This is a genomic window from Solwaraspora sp. WMMA2080, from assembly GCF_027497395.1.
Lineage (GTDB): Bacteria > Actinomycetota > Actinomycetes > Mycobacteriales > Micromonosporaceae > Micromonospora_E.
In genome coordinates this window covers 2,649,165-2,665,427 of record NZ_CP114910.1, presented here as the reverse complement: position 1 = coordinate 2,665,427, position 16,263 = coordinate 2,649,165, and the positions used below count along the sequence as shown (strand labels likewise).

Genomic DNA, 16,263 nt, shown 5'->3' with positions numbered 1-16,263 from the left:
GGTCAGCCCTGCCGGAAGAAGGAAAGGTGGCGTTGCCGGGCGGCGAGCAGATGCTCGCGCACCGCTGTCTCCGCCCGGTCCGGGTCGCCGGACGCCACCGCGTCGACGATCCGGTGGTGCTCGGCCCCGCTGGTGCGGTAGTGGGTGGGCGGGAAGTGCAGCCGGAACAGGTGCAGGTGCGGCCTGAGGCGGACGACCGCGTCGTGCAGCATCCGGTTGCCGGACTGTTCGGCGAGCAGGTTGTGGAACCGGGCGTCCTGGGCGGTGAAGGCGGCGATACTCGCGTAGCCCTGCGCGCCGGGTACCGGACCGGGCAGGTCGGCGGCCCCGCGGAGCAGTTCGAGGCCGGCCGGCTCGGCGGTCGCCGACCGGGCGGTGGCCCGTCGGGCGGCGGCGGTCTCCAGGATCAGCCGCATCTCGACGAGTTCGTCGAACTCGTCGTGGGTAAGCAGCGGCGTGGCGGTGTATCCGACCAGCGGGCGCTTGCGGACCAGCCCGTCGGCTTCCAGCCGGGCGAGCGCCTCGCGCACCGGGGTGGGGGAGACCCGCAGGTCGCGGGCCAGGGCGTCGATGTTGATCCGGGCGCCCGGGGCGACCACGTGGTCCATCACCTGGGCGCGGACGGTCTCGTACACGTCATCGGTGAGGGTGAGACGACGCGCTGGCCGCACGGGACCCCTCCTCGGTGCTCGACCTGCGGGCTGTCGACCTGGTTGCTTGGCCCGGCAGCGGGTAGATCAAAGATCCTATAGGATCGCTCGAGTTGAATCGAGTGTCCGACGCCGGCGGCTCGGGCTCCGGCCCGGCCCGGCCGACGCGGATGGCGGAAGGGAGTCCGGTGCGCGCAGTGGAGCTGAATCCGGCGGCGGAGACGATCTACCTCGGCTGCTACACGGCCGAGGGCGGTGGGAACGGGGCCGGGGTGATGGTCGCCCGACGGGATCCGGCGACCGGCCAGCTCAGCGAGCCGACGCTGGCCGCCGAGTGCGCCTCGCCGTCGTTCCTCGCCCGGCACCCGTACCGTCCGGTGCTGTACGCGGTCAACGAGTTGGCCGCGGGCACCGTCAGTGCCTGGTCGGTGCACGGCGACCGGCTGCGTCCGCTGGGCAGTCGCTCCACCGGCGGGTCGAGCCCGTGTCACCTGGCGTTCGCCGCGACGGGTGGGCATCTGGTCAGCGCGAACTACGTCAGCGGCAGCGTCGCGGTGCATCCGGTCGACGACGACGGGGCGCTGCTACCGCGTACCGATCTGCAGGCACATTCGGGCACTGGGCCGCGACCCGACCGGCAGGCGGGTCCGCACGCCCACATGGTCTCCCCGGACCCGGACGGTGCCGGACTGTACGTCGTCGACCTGGGCACCGACGCCGTGCACCGCTACCTGCTCGACCCGGCGACCGGCACGCTGACCGAGCCGGACCCGGCCGTGGCGGCGACGCCGGGCAGCGGCCCTCGGCATCTCGCCCGGCACCCCGACGGCCGGTGGGCCTATCTGGTGGGGGAGCTGGATGCCAGCGTGACGGCGTACGAGATCGACGGGGCCGGCGGGCTGACCGAGCGCGCCCGGGTGCCGGCGAGCGAGTCGTCCGCCGGTGCGGCCGGAGGGGCGCAGCCCGCCGAGATCGCGGTCGGGCCGGGCGGCCGGTACCTCTACGTCGCCAACCGTGGCCCGGACACCGTCGCGGTCTTCTCCCTGGCCGCCCCCGACCAGCCGAGGTACCTCGCCGAGGTGCCCACCGGCGGCCACTGGCCGCGCCACTTCACGATCGTCGGCGACCATCTGTACATCGCCAATGAGCGGTCGGGCTCGGTGGGCGTGTTCGGGATCGACCCGTCGGACGGGGTGCCGGCCCCGGTCGGCGACCCGGTTGCGGCGCCGACGCCGACCTGCGTCCTGCCGGGTTTCTGAGGACTGTGCGGCTGATGCCTGGCTCGTGATGCGGCGGGCTGTTTGTCGAGGTCGACAGCATCCTGCCGGACTTCTCGAAGCGTACGGAAGTGGCGTGGCTACCTGAAGTCACCACTTTCCCTTTAAGTGTTTCTCCTCCGTAACTTTCGTCCGAACGTACCTGGCACGATGCCCTGCTCATCCGGAGTATGGGACCGTGCCAGGCCGCCATCGGATGCGACGTCGAGTTCGCGGAGCCAGCGCCATCGCAGCGGCGATGGCGCTGGTCGTCGTCACCACCGGGGTCTGGTTCGGCTACCAACGTCTCGCCGCCGAGTCCTGCTCCGGGGCGCTGCCGCTGGTCGTCTCCGCCGCGCCGGAGATCGCGCCCGCCGTGCAGGCGGCGGCGGATCGTTGGCGGGCCGACAGCGGCGCGGTCGGTGACACCTGCGTCGCGGTCGAGGTCACCGCATCCGACCCGGTCGACGTGGCCGCTGTGGTGGCCGGGCAGCACGGTGTCGCGCTGGCCGGGGTCGGCCAGGCCAGCGGTACGGCGATTGCGCCGGACGTGTGGGTGCCCGATTCGTCCACCTGGCTGCTCCGGCTGAGTTCACTGGCCCCCGGGTTCACCCCGGCCAACAACGAGTCGGTGGCCCGCAGCCCGGTGGTGGTCGCGATGCCCGAGCCGGTGGCGACCAACCTGGGCTGGCCCGACCAGCAGCTGACCTGGACCGACCTGCTGCAGCAGATCACCACCGGCACCGAGCTGAGGACCGGCATCGTCGAACCGACCCGCGATGCGGCCGGGTTGTCCGGCCTGCTCGCCCTCGGTGAGGCGGCCGGCGAGGCAGGCGCGAACGCGCAGCAGGCGACCACGGCGGCGCTGCGTGCCCTGGCCACCGGCCGGTCCGCGCTGCGGGAGGACCTGATCGCCCGCTTCCCCCGCTCGGCTGATCCCGCGTCGGTCGCCTCCGCGCTCGGTGCCGCCGCCCTGTCCGAGGAGGACGTGATCGAGTACAACGCCGCGCAGCCGCCGATCGCGCTCGCGGCGCTGTACCTGGAGCCGGCGCCGATGTCGCTCGACTACCCGTACGCGGTGCTGCCCGGTGCCGACCCGGCGACAGCCGCGGCGGCGGCCGGCTTCTACTCGGTGCTGACCGGTGCCGGGTTTCGAAACCGGCTCGGTGACCAGGGGCTACGGGCGCCGGACGGCACCTGGGGTGCCGGCTTCAGCGCCCCCCAGGGAGCACCCAGTCCGGCCGGCACCGCTCCGGCGACCGTCACCCCGGACTCCGGCGGTACGGCGGCCGGTGGTTTGGACCCGGTGGTGATCGACCGGACCCTCGCGACCTGGACGTCGGTCACCCTGCCCGCTCAGATGCTCGCGGTGATCGACGTCTCCGGTTCGATGCTGGAGCCGGTGCCCACCGCGGACAACGTCACCCGCGCCGACCTCACCCGGGAGGCGGCCCGCCGGGGGCTCAGTCTGTTCGACGATTCGTGGGCCCTCGGACTGTGGATCTTCTCCACTCAGTTGGACGGCGAGCAGGACTGGCGGGAGCTCGTCCCGATCAGCCCGTTGAGTAGCCGTCGGGCCGAGCTGGAAGCGGCGCTGTCGGAGGTCGTGCCGAAGCGAAACGGAAATACCGGTTTGTACGACACGACGCTCGCCGCTTATCTGACGATGCAGGACGAATGGGCAGCCGGGCGTGTCAACTCGGTGGTCATCTTCACTGATGGTAGGAACGAGGACGACAGCGGGTTGACCCAGGATGAGCTGTTGGCCGAGCTGGCCGAGGTGGCTGATCCACAGCGGCCCATCCAGGTGATCTACATCGGCATCGGCGACGGAGTGAGTCAGGAGGAACTGGAGTCGATCACCAATACCACCGGCGGCGGGGTGTTCGTAACCGAGGATCCGGCCAACATCGGTGACATCTTGCTCAAGGCGATCGCTCTCCGCCCGACAACCGTGCGCTGAGTCGGTGTTGTGGCGGTTTGAGGGGTTATGTCGAGCCATCGAGTGACTGAGGGTTGTGAAATGGCTCCATATAGTACCTCTAATGTGGAAGCCCTCTGGCCGACTGACGGTAATCTGTCGCAAGCTTCGGCCCTGCCGGATGGTGGGCCAAGATATCGGGGTGCCGTGGCACCACCGGTACCAACGACGGGCCAGCGAGGTGCCCGGGGTCTGCGTCGACTCGAGCAAGCTGGGGAGGGCTAGTGACGTCGGCGACTTTGGTCAACGCTGCGGTGGTGCAACCGGAACCCACACCGGGAGCGCCCACCGCAGCGCTGCACGCGCGACAGCGTGCCTACATTCGGGCGATCGCAGCCCTTGACATCGGCGTGCTCTGCGCCGCCGTGCTGGCCGGCTACCTGGTGCGTTTCGGTGCAGAGGAAGCCACCGGAGCGGATCTACCCTACGTCCTGACGACCCCCTGCCTGATGATCGCGTGGCTGGCCTCGCTGAAGTTGCTGCGCTGCTACGACGACCGGGTGCTCGGCTACGGCGCCGACGAGTACCGGCGGGTGATCACCGCCAGCCTTCGGCTCGCCGGCACCGTGGCGATCATCGGCTACGTCGCCAACGTCGGGATCAGCCGGGGCTTCCTGGCGGTGGCCTTCGCGGTCGGCACGGTCGGTCTGGTCGCCGGACGGTTCGGTGCCCGCAAGTACCTGCACCGTCAGCGGGCCACCGGGACGGGGTGGTTCCGCAAGGTGCTGGTGGTCGGGGACACCCCGCACGTGCTGGAGCTGGTGCACACCCTGCGGCGGGAGCCGTACGCGGGCTACCGGGTGGTCGGCGCCTGCATCCCGGACGCACTGCTGGCCCCGGTGCCGCAGCGGCTCGGTGACGTGCCGGTCGCCGGTTCGTTCCGCAACATCCCGGACGCCGCCGCCGCCACCGGCGCCGACACCGTCGCGGTCACCGCGTCGGGGGAGCTGACCGCCACCCGGCTGCGCCGGCTCGGCTGGCAACTGGAGGGCACCGGCATCGACCTGGTGCTGGCCCCGGCGCTGACCGACGTGGCCGGCCCGCGGATCCACACCCGGCCGGTCGCCGGGCTGCCGCTGATCCACGTCGAGGCACCCGAGTTCCGGGGCACCCGCAAGCTGGTCAAGGGCTTCGTCGACCGGTCGGTGTCGCTGCTGGCGGTGACCCTGCTGCTGCCGATCCTGACCCTGCTTGCCCTGGCGATCAAGATCGACAGCCGGGGCCCGGTCATCTTCAAGCAGGTCCGGGTCGGCCAGGGCGGGCGGGAGTTCCACGTCTACAAGTTCCGCACGATGGTGGTCGACGCCGACAAGCTGCTCGCCGAGCTGGCGGCCAAGAACGAAACCGACGGGCTGATGTTCAAGATGCGCGACGACCCGCGTATCACCCGCGTCGGCAGGTTCCTGCGCAAGTACTCGCTCGACGAGCTGCCACAGCTGGCCAACGTACTGTTCGGCCACATGAGCCTGGTCGGGCCGCGACCGCCGCTGCCGTCGGAGGTGGCCCGCTACGACGGCGACGTCGCCCGCCGGCTGCTGGTCAAGCCCGGAATGACCGGCCTGTGGCAGGTCAGCGGCCGGTCCGACCTGTCCTGGGAGGACGGCATCCGGCTCGACCTCTACTACGTGGAGAACTGGTCGCTGGCCAGCGATCTGACCATCCTGTGGAAGACCTTCGGCGCGGTCGTCAACGGCCGCGGCGCGTACTGACCTGGGCTGCGGTACCTACTCTCCTCGGCTACGGGCGGGCTCTGCTGGCCGTTGGCGTAAGCCAGCGGCCAGCCAGGGGGCCGGGTGGTCGCGTACCGCCCGGACCACCGCGCCGGCCGCGCCGGTCGCCGCCGCTTCGGCGCCGAGCAGCGAGGCCCGGACGGTCACCGGTGACCAGCCGACGGTCAGCACCCGTCGACCTATCTCCGCCTCGACGGCCGGCGACAGCCATGGGGCCAGCGGTGCGTAGATGCCACCGAGCACGATGGTCTGCACATCCAGCAGGTTGACCACCCCGGCGAGCACCACACCGAGCGCGGCGGCCGCCGCCGTCAACGCGCGGCGCACCTGTGGCTCGGAGCCTGCCGCCCGCTCGGCGACCTGGCGCAGCGCCTCGGTGGCGGTCAGCCCCTGCCCGGCCAGGCCGGCCGAGCGCAGGATCGCCTCCTGACCGGCGTACTGCTCGAGACAGCCGCGTGCCCCGCAGCGGCAGCTCGGTCCGTCCGGCCGGACCGCGAGGTGGCCGAGCTCGCCGCTCCACCCCCGGGTGCCCCGGAACAGGCGACCGTCCAGCACGATCCCGGCACCGATGCCGATCTCGCCGGAGACGTAGACGAAGTCGGCCGGCTCACCGTGGCGGGCGTGCAGCTCACCCAGGGCGGCGAGGTTGGCCTCGTTGTCCACGGTCAGCGGTACGCCGGCGAGCGGGCTGCCGGCGGCGGCCAGCACGGCCGGAGCGTCCACGTCGTGCCAGCCGAGGTTCGGCGCGAGCCGGACGAGCCCGTCCCGGGTCACCAGCCCGGGTACGGCCAGCGCGGCGCCGGCGAGCGGGAGATCGCGCGCCTGCGGCGCGGTGAGCACCTCGCCGGCCAGCGCGGCGAGCCGGGCCAGCACCAGCTCCGGCGGGTGTGGCCGTTGATCCGCCGGTAGCACCGCCCGATGGCGTACCGTTCCGGACAGATCCACCAGGCAGGCGGCCAGGTAGTCGACGTTGATCTCCAGGCCGAGACCGGCGGGCCCGTCGGCGGCGAGCGTCAGGCCGGTGGCCGGTCGGCCGGCCCCGGTCCGGGGCACCGGTGCGACCTCGGTGAGCAGGCTTCCACCGATCAACTCGTCGACGAGGGCCGAGACGGTGGCCCGGGTCAGCCCGGTGGTCGCGGCGATCTCGGCGCGGGACGGTGGGCGAGTGGCGGCGGCGACCTGGCGGAGCACCAGGCCGAGGTGGTGCTCGCGCAGGCCAGCCTGGCGGAGCGGGGATTCTGGCGTGCGCATGGCCTTGACAATGCCACACGTCGGGAAAATAATTCAATCACTAAACAAATCTGTCGTGTTACGCGGAGGTCACCATGACAGTCCAGCCCACGCCGGCCGACAAATTCTCCTTCGGGCTCTGGACCGTTGGATGGCAGGCCCGCGACCAGTTCGGCGACGCCAGCCGAGGCCCGCTCGACGCCGTCGAGGCGGTGCACCAGCTCGCCGACCTCGGCGCGTACGGCATCACCTTCCACGACGACGACCTGATCCCGTTCGGCTCCGACCCGGCCAGCCGCGACCAGCACATCGCCCGGTTCCGCAAGGCACTGGAGGAGACCGGCCTGGTGGTGCCGATGGTCACCACCAACCTGTTCGGCCACCCGATCTTCAAGGACGGCGGCTTCACCAGCAACGACCGCTCCATCCGGCGGTTCGCGCTGCGCAAGGTGCTGCGCAACATCGACCTCGCCGCCGAGCTCGGCGCGAAGACCTTCGTCATGTGGGGCGGCCGGGAAGGCTCCGAGTACGACCACGCCAAGGACATCCGGGCCGCGCTCGACCGCTACCGCGAGGCCGTCGACCTGCTCGGCCAGTACGTCCTCGACCGCGGCTACGGCCTGCGCTTCGCCATCGAGCCCAAGCCCAACGAGCCGCGCGGCGACATCCTGCTGCCCACCGTCGGCCACGCCCTGGCGTTCATCTCCAGCCTGGCCCACCCGGAGCTGGTCGGCCTCAACCCCGAGGTCGGCCACGAGCAGATGGCCGGGCTCAACTTCACCCACGGCATCGCCCAGGCCCTGTGGCACGGCAAACTGTTCCACATCGACCTCAACGGCCAACGCGGCGTCAAGTTCGACCAGGACCTGGTCTTCGGCCACGGCGACCTGCTGAACGCGTTCTCCCTGGTCGACCTGCTGGAGAACGGCGGCCCCGACGGCACCCCCGCCTACGACGGCCCCCGGCACTTCGACTACAAGCCCTCGCGCACCGAGGACTACACCGGCGTGTGGGCGTCGGCCGCCGCCAACATGCGCACGTACCTGCTGCTCAAGGAGCGGGCCGCCGCGTTCCGGGCCGACCCCGAGGTGCAGGAGGCTCTGGCCGCCAGCAAGGTTCCGGACCTGGCCGTACCCACCCTCAACCCGGGCGAGACCTACACCGACCTGCTCGCCGACCGGGCCAGCTTCGAGGACTTCGACCCGGAGGCCGTCGCCGAGCAGGGCTTCCACTTCGTCCGCCTCAACCAGCTCGCCGTCGAGCACCTGCTCGCCGCCCGCTGACCCCGTACCGTTCAGCGCGAACCCGCCCGACCCCCGCATGGAGGCCCAGCCGTGACCCTCGTCGCCGGCGTCGACTCGTCGACCCAGTCGTGCAAGGTGGTGATCCGCGACGCGGACACCGGAAAGCTGGTCCGTGAGGGCCGGGCGGCGCACCCGGACGGCACCGAGGTGCACCCGGACGCCTGGTGGACGGCGCTGCAACAGGCCGTCGACTCCGCCGGCGGGCTGGACGACGTGGCCGCCGCCGCCGTCGCCGGCCAACAGCACGGCATGGTCTGCCTGGACGAGGCCGGCCAGGTGGTCCGGCCGGCCCTGCTGTGGAACGACACCCGCTCGGCCGGTGCCGCCGCCGAACTGATCGACGAGTTCGGCGGCGGCACCGCCGGCCGGCAGGCCTGGGCGGACGCGGTCGGCCTGGTGCCGGTGGCCAGCTTCACCATCACCAAACTGCGCTGGCTGGCCCGCACCGAGCCGGCATCGGCCGACCGTACGGCTGCGGTCTGCCTGCCGCACGACTGGCTGACCTGGCGGCTCGCCGGCACCGGCGACCTGGCCGCGCTGCGCACCGACCGCAGCGACGCCAGCGGCACCGGCTACTGGTCGGCAGCCACCGGCCGGTACCGCCCCGACCTGCTCGAACACGCCTTCGGCCGGACGCCGCTGGTGCCGACGGTGCTCGGCCCCACCGACCCGGCCGGTGCGCTGCGCTCCGGCGCTCCGCTCGGCCCCGGCGCCGGTGACAACGCCGCCGCCGCGCTCGGCGTCGGTGCCCGCCCCGGCGACGTGATCGTCTCGATCGGCACCTCCGGCACCGTGTTCAGCGTCGCCGACACCCCGGCCGCCGACCCCAGCGGCACGGTCGCCGGCTTCGCCGACACCACCGGCCGGTTCCTGCCACTGGTCGCCACCCTCAACGCCGCCCGGGTGCTCGACGCCGCCGCGAAGATGCTCGGCGTCGACCACGAGCGGCTCGCCGAGTTGGCGCTGAGCGCGCCGGCCGGCGCCGACGGGCTGGTGCTGGTGCCGTACCTCGAAGGGGAACGCACCCCGGACCGGCCGACGGCCACCGGCTCACTGCACGGGCTCACCCTGGCCACCAGCACCCCCGCGCATCTGGCGCGGGCCGCCGTCGAGGGCATGCTCTGCGCGCTCGCCGACGGCCTGGACGCCCTGGTCGCGCAGGGCGCGGCCGTCAGCCGGGTCATCCTGGTCGGCGGCGGGGCGCGCTCTGCGGCGGTACGCCGGATCGCGCCCGAGGTGTTCGGCTGCCCGGTGCTGGTGCCGCCGCCGGGGGAGTACGTCGCCGACGGTGCCGCCCGGCAGGCCGCCTGGCTGGCGCTGGGCACCGCCGACGCGCCGGACTGGACCCCGGCCGACACCGAGGAGTACGCAGCCGACGCGGTGCCCGCCATCCGCACCCGGTACGCCGACGCCCGCGACCACGTCCTGAACCGGGTCACCGCCGGCTGATCTCGCGGCGGAGCCCTCTCCCTGGCATCGCAGGTGCGGACCCCGAGGCGCAGCTTCCCGGGTCTCCCGTCCGAGACACCCGGTCGGGGGTTGCCGGCCCCCCTCGGGGTTCCAAAGACCGGTGGGATGTGCTGCGCCCCGGGGCGTTCAGGGGACGCTGTCCGTCAATTTCCATCCTGGACCGCCACCCTCCGTCGACGGAAGATGGATGACCACCCGGAGTGACTCGGTGGTGACGCGGAAGGGCTGTGGGTGGGGTCGGGAGTGCCGGTGGCCGGCGCGTGGCGTCCGGTGTTGAATTGAGGGGCGCGAAGGTCTATGAGCGGCAGCAGGTTTCTGGTAAAGGAACTCCGGCGGTTACGCAAAGCGGCGGCGCTCAGCCAGGCGGCGTGGGGCCTGTGCTGCCGTCGTCGGCACCCCGCCGCTGACCCGTCGGTCGGCCCGCCCGGGGAGATTTCGGCGGGCCGACCGACGGGCGTTCAGCAGGGACCGGGCGGTAGCCTCCGGTCCGCCTTGATCACAACGCCCGGCCGGCCGAGCACGTCCTTGAACGCCTGGACCCCGACCGCCTTGCCGTCGCGGTCAGGTTCCTCGTCGTTGATTTCCCTGCCGTAGAGCAGCACCCACGAGCGCCACTCGGGGGAGGGCCAGACCTCCTGGACCCGGAGCCGGACCGGGCGCTTGCCGTCCACGTGGTCGCACTGCCGCAGCGCCACCAGATCACCGGGGCACACCAGAGCCTCGTCGTCAGGCATCGTCCGACGCTCCGTACGATCCGGCGGACTCGTCCTGGTCGTCGTGCGGGTAGCCGGCGGTCATCAGCCCGGAGAGATGGAGCACGGCTCGGATCCGCCGGGCGCTACTGGGGTCCCACCGGTCCAGGATGGCGATCGCCCGCAGGAACGGCCGGCAGGGTCCAGGCACGCCGCCGCACCGGTGACACTCGCCGGTGGTTCGGTTCGGGATGTGGGTACGGGCGGTCGAGTTCGCGTCGTGGACCACCCGGGACAGCTCGGGGGACCGGGTGAGCCGGTCCGGCGGGTCGGGAATGGATGCTGCCGAATGGTCCGCAGATCTGAACGAGATGTACCGGGCGAGGCGGGGAGTTCCGCCGATGCCGTCATTCCTGGGCACTGTTCCCCCTTCGGGTGAAGACGATCGAGGTATCCGTCAATTTCCACCCTGGACTGCCAGCCCCACTCGGCGGAAGATGAATGGCGACCGAGGGTGACTAGGTGGCCATGGCGCTCCGACGGGTGGCTCCAGCAATCGTCCGGCACCGGTCAGTGGTGCGCCGTGATGAATTGGGGGACGTGAAAGGCTATGTCTGCGAGCGAGTATCTGGTAGAGGACCTCCGTCGCGTCCGAGAGATGCTGGGGCTCACCCAGGAGTCCTGGGGTGAGCGCCTGCACTTCTCGGCGTCGCACGTCGGGGCGGTGGAGCGCGGCGAGCGGCCGGCGCTGCCGGACTACCTCGGGGCGGTCGACCGGGCGTACGGCACCGGGTTCGTGAAGTTCTATCGCCAGTTCATCCGTGGCGAGTGGACCCCGGTGTGGTACCGCCCGTTCGTCGAGTACGAGGGGCGCGCGAGACTGCTGCGGATATTCCAACCGATGGTGATGCCCGGCCTGCTGCAAACCGAGGCGTACGCGCGGGCTCTGTTGCAGGCGCTCAACACCAGGCCGGAGGAGCTTGAGCCGACCCTGGCCGCCCGACTGGACCGGCAGGAAATCGTCACCCGGGCCACCAACGCCTGCCGACTGGTGGTGGTGCTCGACGAAATGGTGCTACGCCGCTCCGTGGGCGGGTCGGAGGTGATGCGCGACCAGTTGAAGGCGATCGCCGACGCCAACCAACGGCAGAACGTGCAGGTGCACATCGTGCCATTTGCCACCGGGGGTTATCCCGGGGTGCTCGGGCCGATGGTGCTCGCGACCGTGGATGGCCGGACGGTCGGCTTCCTCGAAGGCCACCTGGAAGGGCGGCTGATCGAAGCCACGGATGCCACCGAGGCGCTGGAAGAGGACTGGGAGACGATCCGGGGGTACGCTCTGCCCGGCCAGCAGTCCCACGAGATGATCATGGAGGCGATCGAGACATGGAGCTGACCGAGGCGCGTTGGCGCAAGAGCACCAGGTCCGACTCGGCGAACTGTGTCGAGGTGGCCGACAACCTGCCGGGCCGCGTCTACGTCCGGGACACCAAGAACCGCGACGGCGGCTCGTTGGCGTTCGCCCCGTCGTCGTGGTCGAGCTTCGTCGAGCTGGCCAAGGCGTACGCCTGAGCCCGCGACGAACCGCTTTCCGTAGCCGGAGCACACAGAGCCCCAGGACCCCGCCCCAGTCGCCACGGTCCCGGGGCTCCTCCGCGTTCGTCGAGGTGAGGCTGACGCACGTTAAAACACGAAAATAGCGTGCGTCAGCCTCACCTCGACGACGTCAATCTCAGCCGGCCGGGTCGCGCAGGATCGCCGCGAACGTGTCGCGGATCAGCTGGTCCGTCGGGGCGTCCAGGCCGAGTTTCGTCAGGCCACCGGTGAGACGCAGGGTGGTCAGGCCATGAACGGTGCACCAGATGGTGCGGGCCAGCGTGGTGGCGGACTGACCGGCGGGCAGGAAACCCGCCTCCTGCGCCTCGGCCACCGCCCCCACCAGAGGGGCGAAGGTGTCGGGCCGCACCTCGGCCCACGACCAGTACCGGAACATCATGCCGAAGATCGCGCTGTTCTCCTCGGCGAAGCGCAGGTACGCGGCGACCAGGCGGATGATCCGGTCGGCGGGGTCGGTTGCCTGCGCGGCGGCTGCGCGCTGAGCGGCACCGAATGCGTCGTACCCCTCGTCACGCAGCGCGGACAGCAGCGCCTCGCGGTCGGTGAAGTGCCGGTACGGCGCTGCGGAGCTGACGCCGACCCGCCGGGCCAGCTCGTTGAGGCTGAAGGCCTCCGCGCCGCGTTCGGCCAGCAACTCCCGGGCACCGGCGAGCAGCGCATCGCGTAGCGCTCCGTGGTGGTACGTCCGGCGAGTGGCCCCAGCTGCCATGTTGACGACATTAACATCAGGCCGTATGTTGACGTCACTTACATTGTGAATGGCACTTACATACTTGCCAAGGGGGCGGTCATGAGCGACACGGCAGTGGTGGCGTCACCACCGGTGCGAACGACCAGCAGAAGACCGGTGCGGCGGTCCCGCACCGGCTGGACGGCGGTGCTGCTCACCTCGCTCGCGATCGGCGGATTCTCGCTGTACACCTACGCCAGCGCCGACCTGCGCGCCCTCGCCGACGACGGTGCCGGGCTGGCCCGCACCTACGTGGACGCGCCGCTGCAGGTCCGGTGGGCCTTCTACGTCCACGTCGCCCTCGGGTCGCTCGCGCTGCTGCTCGGGCCGTGGCAGTTCTCCCAGCGACTGCGCCGCCGCTGGCCGATGGCCCACCGCTCGGTCGGCGTGGCGTACCTGCTCACCGTCGGCGTCGCGGCGGTGAGCGCGCTGGTGATGCTGCCGTTCAACCAGGCCCGGATGGTCGGCTTCTTCGGGTTCGGCGCAGTCGCGCTGCTGTGGGCGTTCACGGCGTGGCGCGGGTTCGACACCGCGCGGCGGCGGGACCTGCGTCAGCATCAGGCCTGGATGATCCGCAACTACGCGTTGACGTTCGCTGCTGTGACCCTGCGCTCGTGGGTCGGCGTCCTCATCGTCGTACAGTTGCCGTTCGCCGGACCGGACGCGGACCCGGACCTGCTGTTCGAGACCGCCTACGCCGCCGTGCCGTTCCTGTCCTGGTTGCCCAACGTGATCGTCGCCGAGTGGCTGATCCGCCGACGCGGGCTGCCCTCATTCCGGCTCGTCGACCTGAAGCCCGTGGATCAGGGCTGATCCTGGTGCGCCGCACTGGTGCCTGCGGCGATCGGGACCGAGCCGTCAGCACCTTGTATGGGCTCGCCTGGCTGGTCGTGGACTTCCTGCCTGCCGTGCTTCGATCGGTACGCCCTGAACAACGCGATACCTGCCGCCGCCGCGCCGAAGGCCAGTGTCAGCACGGCCGAGGCGACGATGGTGGGTTGGGCGCCGATGCCGGTGATCAGTGGCCCGCCGGCCATGGTGCCGAGCGGCACGGACAGGGTCACGATGGCGGCGTACGCGGCGAGTACGGGTGCTCTCATGGTGCCGTCGGTGGAGCGTTGCAGCAGGGCCATCGTGGTGGCGGGGAACGGTGCCCAGATCAGTCCGCCGATCGCGAACGCGGCGAGGGCGATGCCGGTGGGTGCGCCGAGGCCGAGTGGCAGCAGCGCCGCCCCCCAACCGAGCACGATGGCGATGGTAGTCGGCCACAGTGGCCAGCGGCGGAGGTAGCCGGCGGCGAAGCCGCCGACGATCGCTCCGACCCCGAACACCGTCCAGAACGCGGCGAGGGCACCGACCGAGCCGCCGAGTGTCTGCACGGCGTGGATCGGTAGCGCCAACTGCACCGGTCCGTAGAGGAAGAAGAATCCGAAGGTCAGGGCGGACAGGCCCAACAGGGTGCGGTCGCGCCGAATCGCGGTGAAGCCGGCCAGGCTCGACGCCTGCCGCTGCTCGATCGGGGCACGGGCGGTCCTCGGCACGGCGACCAGGTAGGTGATCGCGAGGACGGCGAAGGTCGCGGCGGTGACGGCGATGACGAGGACGGGACCGCCGACACCGATGAGGATCGCCGCCAATGCCGGACCGACCAGCATCGACGCCTCGGCGAACAGGCCGATGAGCGCATTGCCCGCCAGGCGGTGTTCCTGCGGCAGCAGTTCGGCGATGAGGGTGAACCGGCCCGCCGACCCCCAGGACCGCAACAGCGAGGAAAGCCCCAACAGCAGGGCGTACAGCGCGATGTCGAGTACGCCGGCGAGATACACCACTGGGATCATCGCCAGTACCACCGCCCGCAGGACTGCGTCCCACGCCGCTAGTGGGGCACCACTGCGACCGTTCAGCAGCCGGCCGAACAGCACGGTGCCGAGCGCGCCCGGCAGCGTGTATGCGGCGACCGCCACCGCCACCCAGACCCCGGCGCTGCGCTCAGGCACCAACTGGATCGCGAGCCAACTGACCGCGAGCAGGCTCATGCCTTCGCCCACATACGACAACGCGAACCCGGGAAGCAGCCGCTGTAGAACCCGATGCCTCACCACCGGCCAGTACGGCGAAGACCGGACGAACGACGGCACAGCTTCCCGAACGGCCATCCCGATAGCATTCCAACACCGTCGGTCACGCCGCCAGTAGGTTCTCGCCCCAGCGGAAAGCAGACGCGAGCCGCGTCGCCGGACATATCAATGCCGAAATCCGGTCGCAACGGACGTGTCAACTCGCCGCCGGCCTCGACGACCTTGCGGGTCAAGACGTTGGGTGCTGCCCGTCGAGTAGCTTGCGGCGCCATGCGGCGAACTGATCGCGGAGGTCGTCCAGCGCCTGGTCGGTGACGCCGTACGGAGCGAATTCGTCGGGATCGAGCCGACTGGCTTGTCCCAGCGCGTCGGCGAAGATGCGTCGGTCGAAGCCGCGGTCGGCGTGCTGTGCGAGATCGAGGAGGGCTTCCTGGGTGTAGCGGCCGGATCGGAGCGTGGCGTCGATGTCGATGAAGTCGCGGGCGTATGCTCGCCCGTAGAGAGCGCTCATCTTGTTCGTGACCGCGTCGTCAGGGTGGAGCACCGGTCCAATCGCCATGAGGATGGGTTCGTTGGCGCGCCAGTCCACACCCAGCTCCACCTTCGAGACACGGGTGCTGTCGGAGACCGTCAGCCGGGCGAACGTGTCGTACGTCGCTCAATGTCGACGGTCAGGCCGTCGTCGCGGTAGCCATCCACGACGGCGGTGACTGCGGTGCTGAATTCGTCGCGGCGGTCCGAGGCCGTGAACAGGTCGACGTCCTCACTGGGGCGTTCGAGCAGGCCGGCGGCTTGGACGGCGTAGCCGCCGGCGAGTGCGAAACCGTACCGGCGGGCGGCGGCAAGCCCGGTGCGGGCGAGTCGTTCGTGAAAGGCGTCCACTGCTATGCGGCGTTCGTGCCGGTGGCGACGAGTTCGGGAAAGGTCTCCTCCCAGAGTCGCCGCAGTTGGGGCGGCAGCCAGAGCGTGGGCCACAGCCGCCGGAGCAGGTCGGCGTTGATCCAGGTGTTCAGGTCGTCGACCGTGGCGGCCTCGGCGAGCACCACCTTGTACATACTGGCGAGGCGAGCGGGCCGGCTCAGGTCGTACTCCGCGTTGCCGGACCAGTCCATATGCCGGGGAAGAGTGACCACGCCTGCGGTCGGGCCGGTCAGCGCGGTGAGGTTGTCGGCCACGACGTACGGCTTGCGGTCCCCGTAGGGGCGGTAGTCCGCCGGCGGCTGCGGTGCGGTCTTGCGTCGGCTGCGGTTGGACGCCTGCCGGACCTCCGGTCGCAGGGCCTGGCGGATCGTCTCCCGGCTGTATCCGGTTACCCGCTGCAGGTCCACCGGCCGCCAGCCGGCCGCGTGGAACGCCCGCAACTGCTCGTCTCGTGAGGTCAGAGCGGCTGACCTGGTCGCCTCGTATCTGGCGATGACCGCCCGCAGATCGTCCTCGGAGTGCTGACCCACGCAGAGAAGCCTATCAGGCTGGGCCAAGCGTGCTGGACATTCTGCTCTGCTGACGGTGGCCCGCGCACCGATCG

General features: G+C 71.0%; 15 protein-coding genes and 1 pseudogene. 8 read left to right on the top strand and 8 right to left on the bottom strand.

What is annotated here, in order from left to right:
• Nucleotides 1-2: 2 nt before the first annotated feature.
• Entirely contained in the window at nt 3-671 is a 669-nt protein-coding gene (locus O7543_RS12240; RefSeq protein ID WP_281553714.1) for a GntR family transcriptional regulator, read from the bottom strand.
• Between the two features lie 149 nt (nt 672-820).
• Between O7543_RS12240 and O7543_RS12235 the strand changes: the two genes are divergently transcribed.
• The 3 genes from O7543_RS12235 to O7543_RS12225 all read left to right on the top strand — a co-directional run bounded on the left by O7543_RS12235 (nt 821) and on the right by O7543_RS12225 (nt 5,596).
• Nucleotides 821-1,909, top strand: a complete 1,089-nt coding sequence (locus O7543_RS12235) for a lactonase family protein (RefSeq protein WP_281555479.1) — start codon at nt 821-823, stop codon at nt 1,907-1,909.
• A 214-nt stretch (nt 1,910-2,123) separates the two neighbouring features.
• Nucleotides 2,124-3,869: a substrate-binding domain-containing protein gene (locus O7543_RS12230; protein ID WP_281553715.1), complete on the top strand. Its 1,746-nt coding sequence runs from the start codon at nt 2,124-2,126 to the stop codon at nt 3,867-3,869.
• A gap of 272 nt (nt 3,870-4,141) precedes the next feature.
• The gene (locus O7543_RS12225; RefSeq protein ID WP_281555480.1) at nt 4,142-5,596 is read left to right on the top strand and encodes a sugar transferase; all 1,455 of its coding nucleotides are present in this window, start codon (nt 4,142-4,144) and stop codon (nt 5,594-5,596) included.
• A gap of 15 nt (nt 5,597-5,611) precedes the next feature.
• On the opposite strand, the gene O7543_RS12220 is transcribed toward O7543_RS12225, so the two are convergent.
• Nucleotides 5,612-6,868 carry an ROK family protein gene (locus tag O7543_RS12220; RefSeq protein ID WP_281553716.1) on the bottom strand — a complete coding sequence of 419 codons (1,257 nt, stop codon included), beginning with the start codon at nt 6,866-6,868 and terminating at the stop codon, nt 5,612-5,614.
• A 74-nt stretch (nt 6,869-6,942) separates the two neighbouring features.
• Between O7543_RS12220 and xylA the strand changes: the two genes are divergently transcribed.
• Both xylA and xylB read left to right on the top strand, forming a co-directional pair.
• Nucleotides 6,943-8,130 carry a xylose isomerase gene (gene xylA / locus O7543_RS12215; RefSeq protein WP_281553717.1) on the top strand — a complete coding sequence of 396 codons (1,188 nt, stop codon included), beginning with the start codon at nt 6,943-6,945 and terminating at the stop codon, nt 8,128-8,130.
• A 51-nt stretch (nt 8,131-8,181) separates the two neighbouring features.
• Nucleotides 8,182-9,600 (top strand): xylulokinase, encoded by a 1,419-nt coding sequence (gene xylB / locus O7543_RS12210; RefSeq protein ID WP_281553718.1) that lies wholly within the window; start codon nt 8,182-8,184, stop codon nt 9,598-9,600.
• 479 nt (nt 9,601-10,079) lie between these two features.
• Here xylB and O7543_RS12205 read toward each other — a convergent pair whose 3' ends face one another.
• Entirely contained in the window at nt 10,080-10,355 is a 276-nt protein-coding gene (locus O7543_RS12205) for a hypothetical protein (protein ID WP_281553719.1), read from the bottom strand.
• Nucleotides 10,348-10,734, bottom strand: a complete 387-nt coding sequence (locus tag O7543_RS12200; RefSeq protein ID WP_281553720.1) for a hypothetical protein — start codon at nt 10,732-10,734, stop codon at nt 10,348-10,350. Before O7543_RS12200 ends, O7543_RS12205 begins: the two co-directional genes overlap by 8 nt.
• Nucleotides 10,735-10,923: 189 nt before the next feature.
• On the opposite strand from O7543_RS12200, the gene O7543_RS12195 reads away from it, so the two are divergent.
• Together O7543_RS12195 and O7543_RS12190 are read left to right on the top strand one after the other, a co-directional pair.
• A complete protein-coding gene (locus O7543_RS12195; RefSeq protein WP_281553721.1) occupies nt 10,924-11,709 on the top strand; it encodes a helix-turn-helix transcriptional regulator in 786 nt (261 codons plus the stop codon).
• A complete protein-coding gene (locus tag O7543_RS12190; protein WP_281553722.1) occupies nt 11,700-11,885 on the top strand; it encodes a DUF397 domain-containing protein in 186 nt (61 codons plus the stop codon). Before O7543_RS12195 ends, O7543_RS12190 begins: the two co-directional genes overlap by 10 nt.
• Nucleotides 11,886-12,045: 160 nt before the next feature.
• Here O7543_RS12190 and O7543_RS12185 read toward each other — a convergent pair whose 3' ends face one another.
• Nucleotides 12,046-12,639: a TetR/AcrR family transcriptional regulator gene (locus tag O7543_RS12185; RefSeq protein ID WP_281553723.1), complete on the bottom strand. Its 594-nt coding sequence runs from the start codon at nt 12,637-12,639 to the stop codon at nt 12,046-12,048.
• A gap of 81 nt (nt 12,640-12,720) precedes the next feature.
• Between O7543_RS12185 and O7543_RS12180 the strand changes: the two genes are divergently transcribed.
• Nucleotides 12,721-13,473 (top strand): DUF2306 domain-containing protein, encoded by a 753-nt coding sequence (locus O7543_RS12180; protein WP_281553724.1) that lies wholly within the window; start codon nt 12,721-12,723, stop codon nt 13,471-13,473.
• Here the strand turns inward: O7543_RS12180 and O7543_RS12175 are convergent.
• The 3 genes and pseudogenes from O7543_RS12175 to O7543_RS12160 all read right to left on the bottom strand — a co-directional run bounded on the left by O7543_RS12175 (nt 13,464) and on the right by O7543_RS12160 (nt 16,189).
• Nucleotides 13,464-14,762 (bottom strand): MFS transporter, encoded by a 1,299-nt coding sequence (locus O7543_RS12175; protein WP_281553725.1) that lies wholly within the window; start codon nt 14,760-14,762, stop codon nt 13,464-13,466. The two genes, O7543_RS12180 and O7543_RS12175, sit on opposite strands and share 10 nt — an antisense overlap.
• Before the next feature lie 205 nt (nt 14,763-14,967).
• A pseudogene (locus O7543_RS30200) lies at nt 14,968-15,620 on the bottom strand (nucleotidyl transferase AbiEii/AbiGii toxin family protein).
• Nucleotides 15,621-15,622: 2 nt separating this feature from the next.
• Nucleotides 15,623-16,189: a hypothetical protein gene (locus tag O7543_RS12160; RefSeq protein WP_281553728.1), complete on the bottom strand. Its 567-nt coding sequence runs from the start codon at nt 16,187-16,189 to the stop codon at nt 15,623-15,625.
• Nucleotides 16,190-16,263: the final 74 nt, after the last annotated feature.